The organism is Mycobacterium sp. (assembly GCF_002863225.1).
Lineage (GTDB): Bacteria > Actinomycetota > Actinomycetes > Mycobacteriales > Mycobacteriaceae > Mycobacterium.
Genome location: NZ_PKEK01000040.1, coordinates 61852 through 77157, shown reverse-complemented (window position 1 = coordinate 77157; position 15306 = coordinate 61852). Strand labels below are relative to the sequence as shown.

Here is a 15306-nt window from a genome sequence, read left to right as displayed (position 1 = left end):
CTGCCTCGAGCGCGGTCTGAGCCGCGAAACAGAAGCCAACGTCGTCGCTCCGGTCTCGAACGCAGCCCTGACTTCTGTCTCGTGTGCGCGTCACCCTCTTCGGTAGACGAGCCAGCGCAACTCGATGGGTGACTCTTCCCGCCTGACGTCGAACACATCGAGGCCGTTGGCCCACCCGTCGAACCAGCTGGTAGGCGGCCAGGCGCTGTCGGGCAGGTGGGCTTTCTCGTAGTCATAGGCCGAGACGTCGTCGACCAGCGAGAGCGGCAAAGCGGTTGTCGCGGAGGCTAATTCATCTCGAGTGAAAATCATGGTGTTGCACTGCTGCCCGAGTTCACGCGCCGCGTCGTCCGGTTGGTAGCCCTCACGCGCCAGGAAAGCGTTGAACACCAGGCGCCCTCCCTGCGCCAGGCAGTCCGCGGCGAGCTCGAAGATTCCGCGCAGTTCGCCGGTGGTCCGGAAGTCCGGGACAACTTCGGCCAGGATGACGAGCTGATAGTCGTGGCGCACCCCGTGCATCGTCTCGAAGACGTCGCCGTGCAGCACCCGCACCGGCAGCGACTCGCGATCGGCCGCGGCCCGGATGATCTCGGCGAACTTCGGGCTCATCTCGACCGCATCGACCGGATGACCACGCCGCCCCAACGCCAACGCGTTGCGGCCTGTTCCGGCACCGATGTCGAGCACCGGATGGCGACCGGAATCGGCCAGCTCGCCGGCCAGCGCCCACACCCTGGCGTCCGGCTCGGTACCGAACAGCGGCCCTTCACGGGTGTCCACCCAACCGTCGTAAGCGCCGCCCAATGTGACGGATTCCGTTGTGACCCGGTAGTTCATCCCCACGCCGAACGGGGCGTGAAATGAGATCACGATGTTCGAACGCGACGAGGCCGTGTACGCCTTGAGTAACTCGGCGGTCAGCACCGAGCGCAACTGTGCGGATTGCTCGGCGGTGTAGTGCACACCTGAGGCGGCAAAGATGTTGTCGCACATCTTGATGTACTCGTCGATCAGGCTCGGTACCGCGGGCACCGTGATCTGCGCCGTCACCACCGCTCGACGATGCAACCGGCGGACCATCGCCTCGCGCAGCGCGGACGCATCGGCGGCCCCGTCAGCCGGAACGTCCATCCAACCCTTGTACACGACCCGACCCGGATTCCACCAGCAACCGAGTGCTATAACGCAACGTATGGCAGACGCCGGACATTTGATCACTCACGTTTCCGACACGGCCAGGTGGACCGCCCTGTACCGCGCGACCGAATCGGCGCGGCGCGACGCGCTCTTCAACGATCCGCTCGCCGAGCGCCTTGCGGGGGAGCAGGGTCGCGCGATCGTCGCCGAGACGCCGATGACGAGTCGCAGCGGCTGGTGGCTGGTCGCGCGGACCAAGCTGATCGACGACGCCATCGCCGCGGCCATCGCCGACGGGTGCGACCGGGTGCTGAACTTGGCCGCCGGCCTGGACACTCGCCCGTACCGGTTGGATCTGCCGTCGAACTTCCCCTGGATCGAAGCCGACCTCGCGCCGCTACTGGATGAGAAGACGGATTTGCTCGCCGACCAGACGCCGCGGTGCCAGTTGACCCGGACGGCCGTCGATCTGGCCGACCCGGTGGCCCGACAAGCGTTCCTCGACGAAGCCCTCGACGGCGTCCAGAAAGCTCTAGTGCTCACCGAAGGCCTGTTGCACTATCTGGATGCCGAAGACGTGGCGGCGCTTTCGACCTCGTTCCAACGCGCCGAGGTGAAGTGGTGGATGCTGGACTTCGGCGGCGCCCGGTTGAAGCAGATGATGAACAAGAAGATGTCCGGAATGCTGCAGAACGCGCCGTTCAAATTCGCGCCGGAGAACGGACTGGCCTACTTCGAGGACCTCGGCTGGCAGGTGCTGGAGGCCGAGTCACTGCTGTTGGCGGCCAATCGATTCCGCCGTCTGCCGTTCTTCATGCGGCCGGCCGCGTGGGGACCCCAACCCGATCCACGACACCCAGGCAAGCGACCGTGGAGCGCGGCCGCCTTGCTCACGCACTAGGCGGCCGGCGATGTTCTCGCGGCGCGATTTCGCCAAATACGCTGCGGCGCTGAGTATGGCTCCGCTCGGCGTAACCCTCGGCGTGCCGACGGCCCGCGCCGACAATCCCCGGCTGATCGACTTCGCTGAGCGCCGCATAGCACCGGAGGAGATCAAATCCGCCGGATACATCGGGGTGGTGAACTATGTGTCCGAGCCGCGACCGGGCGCCCACTTCGAGGCCAAGCCTCTGACCCGCGGGTACGCGGATGCGCTGTGCGGGGCTGGTTTACACATCGTCAGCAATTTCCAGTACGGCAAACCTGGCGGGACGGCGCCGTCCGACTTCACCCGTGGATTCGACGGTGGCGTCGCCGATGCACATACCGCGTTGGGACTTCACAACGCGGCCGGCGGCAGCAATTCGGCGCCGATATTCTTCAGCGTCGACGACGACATCAACGTAGATACGTGGAACAACCTGGCAGTCAACTGGTTTCGGGGCATCAACTCGGTGCTGGGGCCGCAGCGGACCGGCATCTACGGCCACGCACAGGTTTGCCGCTGGTCGATCAACGACGGTGTGATCGGCCGTTCGAGCACCCCGGGACATTGGTGGGCGTGGCAGACCAGAACGTGGTCGCATGGCCAACGTGAGCCCGGCGCGGTGCTCTACCAGGAGATCGTCAACAGCGCGTCCAATCCAGGACCGCTGCTTGGTGGCATACACATCGACGTCGACGAAGTGCTGGCCCCCGATTATGGTCAGTGGGATCTGGATCGGTGAGTTAGGCGGCGTGCGCGACGCTCTCGACGAGATCAGCCGCGCACGAGGCGCTTTCGTGCGGTGTCATCATCTGGGTGGCGATGTTGCGGGCGCGGGCGATGCAATCTGGGTTGAGAATGGACGACAGATTCACGATCAGCGAATCCACCGTAGCCTCCGAAAAACTCTGCGACGCGCCAATTTTCAGTTGCTCGACCCCGGCCGCCCACACCGGTTGGTCGAGCCACAGCCACAGGATCAGCGACGGTACCCCGGCGCGCATCGCGGCCGCCGTCGTTCCCGCGCCGCCATGGTGCACCGCCGCCCGGCACGCGGGCAGGATCGCCGCGTGATTTACCGCGCTGACGAATTTCACGTGGTCGAAGTGGTCGTATTCGGACAGCTCGTTGGGCCCTGAGCAGACCAGTAGCCGCTCGTTAAGTTCAGCGCAGGCCGCGATCATTTTCTCGACGATGTCGGCGGGAGGTGAGATCGGCGTGCTGCCGAGCCCGAAGTAGACCGGAGCCGTACCCTCGGCGATCCACGACGACACCCCAGCGTCGTCATCGGCCGGCGCTTCCAGGGTGAGCGCCCCGGCGAACGGCTTGCCGGGTTCGGCCCATTGGGCCGGTTGACCGGGCAGGCAGCGCTCGTCGTAGGCCTGGATCTCGAGCAGCGGCGCCATCGGCTCCGACGTCTCGGGCAAGCTCAACGACCGACGCAGGGGCTGCTCGCAGCGCGCGGCCAGCTGCGACCGCAGCACTCCGGCCGGATGAATGCGCGACGGAAAGAAGTGCAGCGCTACCAACGGGATTTGCTGGTATTCAGCAATATTGGTGGCGAGCCGCTGTTCATTCATCCCGGCAACGATCACGTCGGCGTTGTCGGCGAGCGACGCCAGCGCCGTGCCTTTGTCCAACCAGACCTGGCTGACCCGTTCCACGATCTCGGGCAACGCGCCGTAGGGGTTGCCGACGTGGCCTCCGAAGAAGCCGGCCGCGCTGTCGAGTTGCGCGTGCGAGTCAGGCCCGTAGCCGACAGCGGAGAGCCCAGCCGATTCGACAAAAGCGAGCAGGTTGGGCGGGACCGCGATGTGGACGTCGTGACCGCGACGCTGCAACTCCCGACCGACCACGGCGCACGGCTCGACGTCACCCCGGCTTCCGTAGGCTGCCAGCACACACTTCATCGCGGAACGCCCAGCGCCAACACGGCGACGTCATCCTCCAGACCTGAACCGAAGCCGTCCAGCAACGACTGGATCTCCGCCACAATCGCCGAGGCGGTGGCCGGCGCGTGCTCGGCGGCGAACTCCAACAGTGCTCCGTGGAAGTCGTAACGCTCGGTGCCGCTGCCGACCCGCGCCTCCGTCAATCCATCGGTGTACAGGACCAAAGTGTCACCCGCCCCGAGGCGGATCCGAGTGGCCACAAACCGCGGCTCCATGGGTATCCCGACGGGATGTCCGCCGACGGTGTCGGTGTAGCGCGCCTCACCGTTCGCGCCGAGCACCAGCGGAGGCAGATGGCCACCGCTGGCGAGCTGGACGTCGAATTCGCCGTCGCGTGGCGTGAGGACACCGAAAACCACTGTGGCGAATTGGTTTACGGTGTCACGGAACTCCTGGCTGAGCACCGTGTGCAGGTTCTGCAGCACCTCGATCGGATCGGCGTCGAACGCCGCTGCGGCCCGCAGTGTGTAACGGGTCAGCGAGGTCACCGCAGCGGCGCCGGCGCCCTTGCCGCTGACGTCACCGATGAAAAAGGCCCATTTGTCTTGCGCCAGGGGAAACAGGTCGTAGAAATCTCCGCCGACGTCGTCGACCGAGGCGGCGTGGTAAAGGGCTGACGCATCCAGTCCCTGCGGGGGTGAAAGCAAGGGCGGCAACAACGTTCGCTGCAGAGTCCGGGCGAAGATCTGGACCCGCGCACGTTCGCGCTCGACCCGCTGACGCTCGTCGAGGAGCTCTCGCTCGTACGAGCGTCGGATGCCGGCGTCGTGAAACGTGATGCGTAGCAAGACCGGCCGGCCGTCACCGTCGGACTTCACGTTGGCCGTGACGAACACCGGAAGTCGACTACCGTCAGCGGTCTTCAAATCCACGGTCACACCGGCGAGCTGCCCTTGCAGCTGCAGCAGCGGCGCGAAATGCGTCTCGTAGTGAATCAGGCTGCCGACCGCGAGGAGATCGGTGAAAGGCTTGCCGATCAACGCGTTTCGCTCGTATCCGAGCCAGGTCAATAGCGTGGTGTTGACATTGACGATGCGTCGATCGGGACCCGCCACCACGTAGCCGCAAGGCGCGTTCTCGTAGAGGTCCCCGGCGCTTTCACTCAGGACCGGCTCTGTCGTCACGTCGCACCGGCGAATGCGGCGATGGCGTCAGCAGTAGCGTCCGGAGCACTGAGCTGTGGACAGTGGCCGACGGCATCGAGTGTGACCAACTTGCTGCCGTCGATCCGTTGCTGGACGTACGCGCCGACCTCGCGGGGCGCCAACGTGTCCTGCGCGCATTCAATCACCAACGTGGGCAACGTTACTCGAGGGAGGTCAGCTCTGTTGTCGGACAGAAAAGTGGTCCTCGCGAACACCCGGGCGCAGGCCGGGTCGGTGCGACAGAAGCTGTCAGTGAGCTCGTCGACAAGCTCAGGCCGGTCCGGTGTACCCATGATGACCGGCGCCATCGACCTGGACCACCCCAGATAGTTGCTCTCGAGGGAGTCCAGGAGGTCGTCGATGTCGGTGCGGGAGAAGCCGCCACGATAGTCACCCTGATCGAGGTAGCAGGGCGAGGGAGTGAGCAGGACCAGCCGGGCGAAGCGGGTCGGATCGGTCGCGACGGCGAGCACCCCCATCATCGCGGCCACCGAGTGACCGACGAATGTCACGTCACGCGCGTCCAGCTCGTCGACGATACCGAGGATGTCGTCGGCGTATCCCTGCAAATCCTCGTAACGCTTCGGGTTCCAGGCCGACGGGTCTGATGCACCGCAACCGACGTGATCGAACAGAATCAGCTGGAAGCTCGGTGCCAGCCGGGCTTCGACCAGTCGCCACAGCTTCTGATCACACCCGAAGCCGTGCGCGAGCATGATCGCGGGACCGCCCTCGACCCCGGCGATCCGCACGTTGTTCCGTGCCAGCAGGCTCACGGTCTCATAATGCCACCGCAGGATCCGGGACCCGTCGGCGCTGGTGTGGAGCGCGACAGGACTGCGCCCCGCGAACCGAAGCTCGCGGGGCGCAGCGCCGTGCTGAACGGTCCGGCATCTACTTCAGGTCGAACCGATCGTTGTTCATCACCTTGACCCACGCGGCGACGAAGTCCTCCACGAACTTCCCCTTGTTGTCGTCTTGGGCGTAGACCTCGGCCAGCGCGCGCAGCACCGAGTTCGAGCCGAACACAAGGTCATTGGCGGTCGCGGTCCACTTCAGCGCACCCGACGACCGGTCGTGACCCTCGTAGACGTTCTCCGCGGACTCCGAAGGCTTCCACTCGGTGTTCATGTCGAGCAGGTTGACGAAGAAGTCGTTGGTCAACACACCCGTCTTGTCGGTGAACACACCGTGCTTGCTGCCGCCGTGGTTGGCGCCGAGTGCCCGCAGGCCACCGATCAGCACGGTCAGCTCCGGACCGGTCACACCGAGCAGGTACGCCCGTTCGACCAAGAGCTGCTCCAATGGCGCCTTCTCGCCGGCCCGCGCGTAGTTGCGGAACCCGTCGGCGCGCGGTTCCAGCACCGCGAACGACTCCACGTCGGTCTGCTCCTGCGAGGCGTCGGTACGACCGGGCGCAAAGTGCACCGCGATCTCGTAACCGGCATCCTTGGCCGCCTTCTCGACCGCCGCAGACCCGGCCAACACGATCAGGTCGGCCAGCGAGATCTTCTTGCCGCCGCTGGCGGAGCCGTTGAAGTCGTGTTGGATCTGCTCCAGCGTCGCCAACGCCTTGCTCAGCTCGGAGGGCTCGTTGACTTCCCAATTCTTCTGCGGCTCAAGGCGAATGCGGGCACCGTTGGCGCCGCCGCGCTTGTCGGTGTTGCGGTAGCTGCCCGCCGACGACCACGCGGCCTTCACCAACTGCGGCACCGACAGACCCGAGTCGAGGACCTTCTTCTTCAGGTCCGCGACGTCGTTGTCGTCGACCAGTTCATGGTCCACGGCCGGCACCGGGTCCTGCCACAGCTGCGGCTCCGGCACCCAGGGGCCGAGGTATCGGGAGATCGGTCCCAGGTCACGGTGCAGCAGTTTGTACCAGGCCTTGGCGAAAGCATCCGCCAGCTCGTCGGGGTGATCCAGCCACCGCCTGGTGATCTCGCGGTAGATCGGGTCCTCGCGCATCGAGACGTCGGTGACCAGCATCGTCGGGGCGCGACCCGGCCCACCGAACGGGTCGGGGATGGTGCCCGCACCGGCGCCGTCTTTCGCGGTGAACTGCCAGGCGCCGGCGGGGCTCTTGGTCAGCTCCCACTCGTAGCCGTACAGCGTCTCGAGGTAGGTGTTGTCCCACTTGGTCGGTGTAGGAGTCCACACCACCTCGAGGCCGCTGGTGATGGCGTCCTCGGCTTTACCGCTGCCGTAGGAGCTCTTCCAGCCCAACCCCTGCTGCTCGATCGGAGCGCCCTCAGGCTCAGGCCCGACCAATTCGGCATCGCCGGCACCGTGCGTCTTACCGAAGGTGTGTCCACCGACGATCAGCGCGGCGGTCTCCTCGTCGTTCATCGCCATCCGGCCGAACGTTTCGCGGATGTCGACCGCGGCCGCGACGGGATCCGGCTTGCCTTCCGGCCCTTCGGGATTGACGTAGATCAAACCCATAGTGGTCGCACCATAGGGCTGGGCCAGATCCCGCTTTCCGGAGTAGCGCTTGTCGGTGCCCAGCCACTCGCCCTCTTCACCGAAGTGGATCTCTTCGGGCTCCCACACGTCCTCGCGCCCGAAGGCGAACCCGAAGGTCTTGAAGCCCATCGACTCCAGGGCGACATTGCCCGCGAGCACCAGCAGGTCAGCCCAGGAGACCTTGTTGCCGTACTTCTTCTTGACCGGCCACAGCAGGCGCCGCGCCTTGTCCAGGTTCCCGTTGTCCGGCCAGCTGTTCAGCGGGGCGAAACGCTGCAGACCCTGACCGCCGCCGCCACGGCCGTCGTAGATGCGGTAGGTGCCCGCGGCGTGCCAGCTCATCCGGATGAAGAAGCCCCCGTAGTGGCCGTAGTCCGCCGGCCACCAGTCCTGCGACGTGGTCAGCACCGAGATCAGGTCGGCCTTGAGCGCGTCGACGTCGAGACCGGCGAACGCCTCGGCGTAGTCGAATCCGTCACCGAAGGGATTTGCCTGCGCCACCTGGGGATGCAGCCTCGACACATCGACCTGATCCGGCCACCAGTCCTGGTTCGTCAGTGGTGCATGCGATTTCGGCTCTGGTGCGGACAGTGCCGGGTTCTCGCTTTCGCTGCCCTTGTGGGTTACGTCAGATGACACAGTTTTCCTTTCAGCGGTGGGTGTGACGGGCTGTGATCACGGGTGTGATCGGGGAGAAGCTGTCGAACAGTTGGGGCACAAGCCCCAGTAGATGACTTCGGCCTCATCGAGAACGAAGCCTTCCAAGACGTTGTCGTCGTCCGACGGAGTCAGGCACGGCGCTTCGCCGACGGCGCAGTCGATGTCGTTGATGACGCCGCAGGATCGGCACACGACGTGATGGTGATTGTCGCCGACGCGCGATTCGTACCGGGCCACCATGCCCAACGGTTGAATTCGTCGAACCAGACCGACGGCGGTCAGCGCGTTGAGAACGTCGTACACCGCTTGGCGAGAGACGTCGGGCAGTCCTTCGCGAACCGCCGACAGAATCGTCTCGGTGTCGGCGTGCGGATGATCATGCACAGCTTCGAGCACAGCGACCCGGGGTCTGGTCACTCGCAGATCGGCCAGCCGAAGCTGTGCCGGGTAATCCGTCGACGTCGACGACACGAACCCAAATATGCCGCGCTTGTCTGGAGTCAGTCAAGACCTGATCTGGAGTTGGTCAAGAATTAAGCAGACCGATTAGCGCACCACGCGCACATGAAAAAAGGGCTTTCGCCCTCACCTTCAACATATAGCGCACCCGTGGGCTTGCCGCAAGACCGGGGTTGTACTCCAAAATGGCTGGCCGAAGCCGAAACTCGCACGTTGAGGAGATTGCCAGTGAGCGTCGACGCAGGCCCGGAACATGCCGTAATCGTTGCCGGGGGAGGACCGACCGGGCTGATGCTGGCGGGAGAATTGGCGTTGGCCGGCATCGATGCGGCCATTGTCGAAAGGCGGGCCGATCAGGAGTTGGTCGGCTCGCGCGCGGGCGGATTACATTCACGCACCATCGAAATTCTGGACCAGCGCGGGATCGCCGATCGGTTTCTGGCGTCAGGTAAACCGGCGCAGCTCACCGGGTTCGCTCAGATCCGGCTGGACATGAGCGACTTTCCAACCCGGCATCCCTACGGACTTGCGTTGTGGCAGAACGAGATCGAGCGCATCCTTGCCGACTGGGTCGGTGAGTTGAGCGTCCCGATCTACCGCCGATGCGAGATCACCGGTGCCAGGCAGGGCCACGACGGGGTCGAAATTCGACTGTCCGACGGGCGACGACTGCGAGCCGGTTACCTGGCAGGCTGCGACGGCGGGCGCAGCGTCGTACGAAAGTCGACGGGCATCGACTTTCCCGGGTGGGACCCGACGATGAGCTATCTGCTCGCCGAGGTCGAGATGACCTTCGACGCCGATGGCGACCCCGAGTGGGGGATTCGTCACGACGCGGTGGGAGTCCACGCACTCAGCGAACCGACCGACGGGGGACCCGTTCGGGTGATGGTGACCGAAGAACACCTCGGCGCCGGCGATCCGACCTTGGCGGAGCTGCGCGAGGCGGTGACGGCGATATACGGGCCGCATTACGCAATACACAGTGCCGCTTGGATTTCCAGGTCGACAGATATGGCCCGGCAGGCTACGGCGTATCGAGACGGCCGGATCCTCCTCGCGGGTGACGCCGCACATGTGCATCATCCGATCGGCGGCCAGGGTTTGAACACCGGCGTCCAGGACGCGGTGAATCTCGGGTGGAAATTGGCCCTGGTCGCCGGCGGGTCGGCGCCGGACAGTCTGCTGGACACCTATCACGCCGAACGGCATCCGATCGCCGCGCGGGTGCTGCGCAACACGATGGCTCAGATGCAGCTGCTACGTCACCCCACCGACGACCGCGCAAAAGCGTTGCACGGCATCATGTCTGATCTGTTTTCGATGGAGGAGCCGCGTCGGCGTTTCGCCGCGATGATGTCAGGGCTCGATATCCGCTACGACCTGGGCTCTGAACATCCCCTGGTCGGGCGCCGGATGCCGGATCTGGACGTCGTCACCGCCGACGGCCCGTTGCGGGTATTCACACTTCTCCAGGGCGGTCGCCCAGCCCTGATCAACTTCGGCGAGCCGGGTCGTCTGGACGCTCCCGGCTGGAGCGACCAGGTGGTCGTCGTCGACGCGAAATACGATGGCGTGTGGGATATTCCGGCGTTCGGCGTGGTCGGCAACCCGACGTCGGTGCTGGTGCGGCCCGACGGTCATGTGGCGTGGGCAGGCAGTGACGGCGAGCCCGAACTCGTCGGCGCGCTCAACAGGTGGTTCGGGCCACCAAGTTAGGCGTCGCGGCGCTTGACCGCGAGAACCCGTTTCCGCAGCCCATCGGTAGCCGTCTCCATCAGACCTTTGGCACCCTTTTTGATCAGGAATCCCGGGAGTGGAATGGTCGGGTCGACGGTCAGCTCGAAACTGACCTTGGTGGAATCCCCGTTGGGACTCAGGGTGTAACGACCCTGCTGCGCGCGCTGCTGCTTGGAGCTGACCAGCGTCCAGCTGACTCCGTCTTCGTGAACCGAGTAGTCCAACACCTGCTCGTCGGTGACGCCGACGATCTTGACCACCTGACGCGACTTGGTCGGACGCCCCTGCTCGTCACGCTCGAGTATTTCGACCTGCTGATGAGTCGACGACCACTCGGTCAATGCCTCGAGGTCGAACAGCACGTCCAGGATTTCGTCGGGCGACGCCTCGATGACAACCTCGCGAGATTCGGTGACAGCCATGTCGCCATAGTGCCAGCCACACACCTGCGGTCGAAGATCAGCCCTCGAAGGCGTATCGCTGCTTCCTGTGTCCGCCGGATCGACGGGCGGAGCTGCTCGGCCACGTCCGGCACGCCGGGTCGTCGGGCTTCCACCCGACAGGTTGGTCTCGAAACCTGACCACTACGTTCGACGGTAAGTGTCGGGGTAGTAGGACGGACCCGACTCTCCAGCAACGGTGCTGATTGGAAGTAAATCCCGAACAAGCACAAGGGAGACAACGTGGGCAAAACCGCGGCCATGCCCGAGTCCGACCGCTCGTGGATGATCGACACGCTGCTGGCTCTTCTGCAAACACCGAGCCCGTCCGGGCGTACCGACGCCGTGATGCAACTGATCGGCGACATCTTCAACGACTTCGGTGTGCCCTTCTCGTTGACCCGCCGCGGCGCGCTGATCGCCGAGCTTCCCGGAAAGTCGGAGACCACTGACCGCGCCATCGTCGTCCATGCCGACACCATCGGTTGCATGGTGCGCGCGCTTAAGGACAACGGGCGGCTCGAGCTGATCCCCGTCGGCACCTTTTCGGCCCGCTTCGCCACCGGCGCCCGCGTGCGCATCTTCAGCGACGACCCGGATGAGTTCATCACCGGCACGGTGATGCCGCTCAAGGCCAGCGGCCACGCCTTCGGCGACGAGATCGACACTCAGCCGACCGACTGGGAGCACGTCGAGGTCCGCATCGACCGCAAGGTCTCCTCGCGAAAAGATCTTGTCAAGCTCGGCCTGGCGGTGGGGGACTTCGTCGGTTTGATCACCAGCCCCGAGCTGGCCGCCGACGGTTTCATCGTCTCGCGTCACCTGGACGGAAAGGCCGGTGTTGCGGTCGCGCTGGCTCTGGCACGAAACTTCTCCGAACGAAAAGTGGTGCTCCCGCACCGCACCACGATCATGGTCACGATCACCGAAGAAGTCGGCCACGGTGCCAGCGACGGGCTTCCGGCCGACGTCGCCGAGCTCGTCTCGGTCGACAACGCCGTCTGCGCCCCGGGCCAGCACTCCATTGAGGACGGCGTGACGATTCCGATGGCCGACCTGCACGGCCCATTCGACTATCACCTGACCCGTAAGCTGTGCCGTCTCGCCGAGGAACATAAAATCCCTTACGCGCGAGACGTTTTCCGCTACTACCGGTCCGATGCGGCGGCCGCAATCGAGGCAGGTGCGGGCACCCGTGCCGCGCTGGTCGGTTTCGGTCTCGACGGCAGTCACGGCTGGGAGCGCACCCATATCGAGTCCCTCGAAGCGACATACAACCTCCTTCACGCATGGCTGCAGACACCGTTGACGTTCGCGAAATGGGACGCTCAACCCTCCGGCATGCTGCGCGACTTCCCGTCGTCGGAGCAGCCCGCTCCGACCGAGCAGTGGGTGCCGCTGGCCCGCGGCGAACATGGCGAGCCGGGCGACGTGTCCCCAGGCTCGCACTGGCCGCCGCCTGACGTGCCCTGAGCCGACTACCGTTGGCTGCGACCGGCGACTCCGCCGTCGACGACCTTCACCGGCTTGTGCGGGAAACGTTTCTCCGCGTACTCCTTGGCGGCTGAGTTCGGTAGGACGTAAAGCGTTTCCCGTTTGTCCTGCAGGGGTTTGAGGACGCGGTCCATGAATTCCTTGCGGTCGTCGAGGTACGGCTCGATGACGTCTTCGCCGGCTGGGCACACGGCAAGGCAATAGGCGGCTTTGTAGTTGGGCTTGAACGACAGGCTCTGCCACATCGAGGCATTCTCGGAATCGGTGACCTTGGTCCGGAAGTCTTCAGCGTCGGCGCTGTCGGCGATCGTCTGCGCCCAGTCGGTGAAGCCGCCCATGAACTCTCGGTAGTTGTGCGTCGAGCAGGCGAAGAAATCGAATGCGCCGTCTTTGCCGATTGCCCCGACGGGACAGGCCGCCACGCACAGCTTGCACTCGAGGCAGGGCGAGTAGTCGAGCGGTTGACCGTAAGAGCTGATCTCGGCGTCGACGAGGATGGTGCCGAGCAGAACGAAGTTGCCGAACCTCGGGTGGATGACGTTGCGGTGGATCCCCATGACTCCGAGCCCGGCGGCAACGGCGACAGGTTTGTGAGCCACCACCCAGATGCGGCCCGGAAACCGGTCCATCTCCATCGGGGAAGTGGCCGACGGGTTCAGCGCGCGGTAACGCCGATCCTCCAGGATGCGGGTGATCTCGCGCGCCGCCTCGTTGAGAATCTCACCGCTACGGTGGAACTCCTGATTGGCCACGCTGCGCGCCGTCGACCGGACGTTCTCGCGATTCATCTTGACTACCAACGAGATATAGCTTCGCGCGCCGGGGAGTGCCTGCTGGACATGGGGAACTTCGGAGGCCAGGTCGGGATTGTCCACTGACGCGAACGCCACGTCGTCGGCACCGGCTGCCAAGCAGGTGGACTTGAGCCAGTCGGCGTCGAGAACTTCGCTTCGTTGCGGTCGATCGGCTCGGTCGGCGATCACTTTTCGAACAGTCGGGTGCTCGGCAAGGCGGCGCGGCAGCGGTGACGTCATGCTGGATATATTAGACTATATCCAGCTATCGGTGCATGGGGCCGGCGAAGCGGTCCAGGTGCAGACATCGACGGGGTTCTCGCCGCGGCGTCCGTGTGATCCGTGATTTGATTTGCAGTGCCGCACTGTCAGCGGTTGTCTAGCCAGGAAGCACATGATGGGCCGTCACCGCACGATCGCGCTGCCGATGCTCGGCGTCATCCTGTTCGTATTGGCCGGCTGTGCACATCCGCCCGGGCCACCGGCGCCACGTGCCGCGGCGGATCCGAATCCGCCGACCACCATGACGATCGCGGCAGCCCCGAAGCCGCCCGACGGTGCACAGCCGCGGCTGGCGTCGAGTCCCGCACAGGTGGCCGACGATCTGGTGAGCGACGAGCACGCGTTGCGCGATCCGTCGTCGGGGGAGGCCACGCTCGATGCGGCCGCGCATCGCCAGCAAGCCGCCTACCGTGCGATCGGGTTGCACCCCGACTGGGACGCCACCACCCGACCGCGCATTCCCGCCGCACTGCTCGACGTCTACGACCGCAATGTCGACGCCCGACGTGCACTCAACGCGATCACCCCGGCCCGCACGACATTGCCGGCCTGGCGCATAGTGGCTCCCGCTCCCGCCGACCAGTTGCTGGGCTTCTATCACCAAGCGGAATCGGAAACCGGGGTGGCCTGGAATTATCTGGCCGCGATCAATCTGGTCGAAACGCGACTGGGCAGCATCGACGGCGTGAGCACCGCTGACGCCCAGGGCCCCATGCAGTTCCTGCCCTCGACCTTCGCTGCGTATGGACAGGGCGGCGACATCCACTCACCGCACGACAGCATCATCGCCGCCGGCCGTTATCTGGCCGCGAACAATTTCACCGCCGACCGGGATCACGCTCTCTACCGCTACAACCATTCGAGCGACTACGTGCGCGCGGTCAACCAGTATGCGGCACTGATCGGCAGCGATCCCGCCGCGTTCGGCGGCTATTACCGGTGGGACGTCTACTGTCGGACCACTGCCGGAGATGTGTTGCTGCCCATCGGATATGCCGCCGCATCACCGATCCCGGCCGCGGAATACCTTGCGGCCCACCCACAGTGAACCGATCTACCCGCAGACCGTAGCCGTCGCCCGTCCTCGAACAGCGTCTCGACGCGCCGGAGTTCAGCTGCCGGCGGTGAGAATCTTGATCGCGAAAATCAGGCTGTCACCCTTTTGTATTCCGACCTGCGGTTGACCCTCGGGGTAGCCGTCACCCGGGCTCATCGCCACAGCGACAGTGGAACCGACCTTTTGCCCGGCGATCGCCTTCTGGAAGCCCGGCACGACGCCGTCCAGCGGGAACTGGGCCGGGGTGCCACGTTCATACGCACTGTCGAACACTTTGCCGTCGCGCCCGTCGACACCCATGTAGCAGACCAGAACGGTAGCCGTCGGCGCTACGACGGGGCCGTCTCCGGCGCGCAGGGTGTGCACCTCGGTCTCGGTCACGCTGAACGGTTGGGTCACGGTGATCCGTGGGGCGGCCTTGTCGGTGGACCCGGTCACTCCGACGCTGCCGGTTGCGCCGCTGAACGACCACTCCGGGTTGCCCTCTTCGGCGGGCGCCTGGGTGGGGCAGCCCGAGTCGGCGGTCGCGGGCGGTGATTCGGCAGCGGTCATGGCAGGTGCGCCATGAGACGACGTGCTCGGCGACGATGCCGGTTTGTCCGAACTGCATGCGGCGACGGCCATGACGGCCGCTGCGGCGCAGGCCGCGAGCCCAGCCGAGGAATACATCCGGGAGACATTCACGGTGGTCACGTTACATCCGGGCGGGCGAACGCCTCGTCGACCCAGCGGTTGAGGTGCATCTCGTTGTCGACCGC

At 65.2% G+C, this 15306-nt stretch carries 14 protein-coding genes; 5 read left to right on the top strand and 9 right to left on the bottom strand.

Annotated features, from left to right (window positions below; translation table 11 throughout):
• Nucleotides 1–90: 90 nt before the first annotated feature.
• Nucleotides 91–1131 carry a class I SAM-dependent methyltransferase gene (locus CYU59_RS11255; RefSeq protein ID WP_292989229.1) on the bottom strand — a complete coding sequence of 347 codons (1041 nt, stop codon included), beginning with the start codon at nt 1129–1131 and terminating at the stop codon, nt 91–93.
• 61 nt (nt 1132–1192) lie between these two features.
• Here CYU59_RS11255 and CYU59_RS11250 point away from each other — a divergent pair, with 61 nt between their 5' ends.
• Both CYU59_RS11250 and CYU59_RS11245 read left to right on the top strand, forming a co-directional pair.
• A complete protein-coding gene (locus tag CYU59_RS11250; protein WP_292989226.1) occupies nt 1193–2038 on the top strand; it encodes an SAM-dependent methyltransferase in 846 nt (281 codons plus the stop codon).
• Nucleotides 2039–2093: 55 nt separating this feature from the next.
• Entirely contained in the window at nt 2094–2804 is a 711-nt protein-coding gene (locus tag CYU59_RS11245) for a DUF1906 domain-containing protein (RefSeq protein WP_292989732.1), read from the top strand.
• 1 nt (nt 2805) lies between these two features.
• Here CYU59_RS11245 and CYU59_RS11240 read toward each other — a convergent pair whose 3' ends face one another.
• The 5 genes from CYU59_RS11240 to CYU59_RS11220 form a co-directional block, all read right to left on the bottom strand.
• Nucleotides 2806–3972, bottom strand: a complete 1167-nt coding sequence (locus tag CYU59_RS11240; protein ID WP_292989224.1) for a glycosyltransferase — start codon at nt 3970–3972, stop codon at nt 2806–2808.
• Nucleotides 3969–5138 carry a SpoIIE family protein phosphatase gene (locus tag CYU59_RS11235; RefSeq protein ID WP_292989221.1) on the bottom strand — a complete coding sequence of 390 codons (1170 nt, stop codon included), beginning with the start codon at nt 5136–5138 and terminating at the stop codon, nt 3969–3971. The genes CYU59_RS11240 and CYU59_RS11235 overlap by 4 nt, the downstream gene beginning before the upstream one ends.
• The gene (locus CYU59_RS11230) at nt 5135–5935 is read right to left on the bottom strand and encodes an alpha/beta hydrolase (protein WP_292989219.1); all 801 of its coding nucleotides are present in this window, start codon (nt 5933–5935) and stop codon (nt 5135–5137) included. Before CYU59_RS11230 ends, CYU59_RS11235 begins: the two co-directional genes overlap by 4 nt.
• A 118-nt stretch (nt 5936–6053) precedes the next feature.
• Nucleotides 6054–8261 carry a catalase/peroxidase HPI gene (katG, locus tag CYU59_RS11225; RefSeq protein ID WP_292989217.1) on the bottom strand — a complete coding sequence of 736 codons (2208 nt, stop codon included), beginning with the start codon at nt 8259–8261 and terminating at the stop codon, nt 6054–6056.
• Nucleotides 8262–8297: 36 nt separating this feature from the next.
• Nucleotides 8298–8753 (bottom strand): Fur family transcriptional regulator, encoded by a 456-nt coding sequence (locus CYU59_RS11220; RefSeq protein ID WP_292989214.1) that lies wholly within the window; start codon nt 8751–8753, stop codon nt 8298–8300.
• A 216-nt stretch (nt 8754–8969) separates the two neighbouring features.
• Here CYU59_RS11220 and CYU59_RS11215 point away from each other — a divergent pair, with 216 nt between their 5' ends.
• A complete protein-coding gene (locus tag CYU59_RS11215) occupies nt 8970–10460 on the top strand; it encodes an FAD-dependent monooxygenase (RefSeq protein WP_292989211.1) in 1491 nt (496 codons plus the stop codon).
• Here the strand turns inward: CYU59_RS11215 and CYU59_RS11210 are convergent.
• Nucleotides 10457–10903 carry an SRPBCC family protein gene (locus CYU59_RS11210; RefSeq protein WP_292989208.1) on the bottom strand — a complete coding sequence of 149 codons (447 nt, stop codon included), beginning with the start codon at nt 10901–10903 and terminating at the stop codon, nt 10457–10459. The two genes, CYU59_RS11215 and CYU59_RS11210, sit on opposite strands and share 4 nt — an antisense overlap.
• A gap of 261 nt (nt 10904–11164) precedes the next feature.
• Between CYU59_RS11210 and CYU59_RS11205 the strand changes: the two genes are divergently transcribed.
• Nucleotides 11165–12394, top strand: coding sequence for an osmoprotectant NAGGN system M42 family peptidase (locus CYU59_RS11205; protein WP_292989206.1), 1230 nt, complete (start codon nt 11165–11167; stop codon nt 12392–12394).
• A gap of 5 nt (nt 12395–12399) precedes the next feature.
• Here CYU59_RS11205 and CYU59_RS11200 read toward each other — a convergent pair whose 3' ends face one another.
• Nucleotides 12400–13449 (bottom strand): 4Fe-4S binding protein, encoded by a 1050-nt coding sequence (locus CYU59_RS11200; protein WP_292989204.1) that lies wholly within the window; start codon nt 13447–13449, stop codon nt 12400–12402.
• A gap of 157 nt (nt 13450–13606) precedes the next feature.
• On the opposite strand from CYU59_RS11200, the gene CYU59_RS11195 reads away from it, so the two are divergent.
• Nucleotides 13607–14539, top strand: a complete 933-nt coding sequence (locus CYU59_RS11195) for a lytic transglycosylase domain-containing protein (RefSeq protein ID WP_292989202.1) — start codon at nt 13607–13609, stop codon at nt 14537–14539.
• Between the two features lie 63 nt (nt 14540–14602).
• On the opposite strand, the gene CYU59_RS11190 is transcribed toward CYU59_RS11195, so the two are convergent.
• Nucleotides 14603–15232 carry an FKBP-type peptidyl-prolyl cis-trans isomerase gene (locus CYU59_RS11190; RefSeq protein WP_292989730.1) on the bottom strand — a complete coding sequence of 210 codons (630 nt, stop codon included), beginning with the start codon at nt 15230–15232 and terminating at the stop codon, nt 14603–14605.
• Nucleotides 15233–15306 lie beyond the last annotated feature (74 nt).

Coding starts and splice junctions, on each gene's coding strand:
- CYU59_RS11255 (WP_292989229.1), bottom strand. CDS start 1,131: ATGGACGTTCCGGCTGACGGGGCCGCCGATGCGTCCGCGCTGCGCGAG.
- CYU59_RS11210 (WP_292989208.1), bottom strand. CDS start 10,903: ATGGCTGTCACCGAATCTCGCGAGGTTGTCATCGAGGCGTCGCCCGAC.
- CYU59_RS11250 (WP_292989226.1), top strand. CDS start 1,193: ATGGCAGACGCCGGACATTTGATCACTCACGTTTCCGACACGGCCAGG.
- CYU59_RS11200 (WP_292989204.1), bottom strand. CDS start 13,449: ATGACGTCACCGCTGCCGCGCCGCCTTGCCGAGCACCCGACTGTTCGA.
- CYU59_RS11245 (WP_292989732.1), top strand. CDS start 2,094: ATGGCTCCGCTCGGCGTAACCCTCGGCGTGCCGACGGCCCGCGCCGAC.
- CYU59_RS11195 (WP_292989202.1), top strand. CDS start 13,607: ATGGGCCGTCACCGCACGATCGCGCTGCCGATGCTCGGCGTCATCCTG.
- CYU59_RS11240 (WP_292989224.1), bottom strand. CDS start 3,972: ATGAAGTGTGTGCTGGCAGCCTACGGAAGCCGGGGTGACGTCGAGCCG.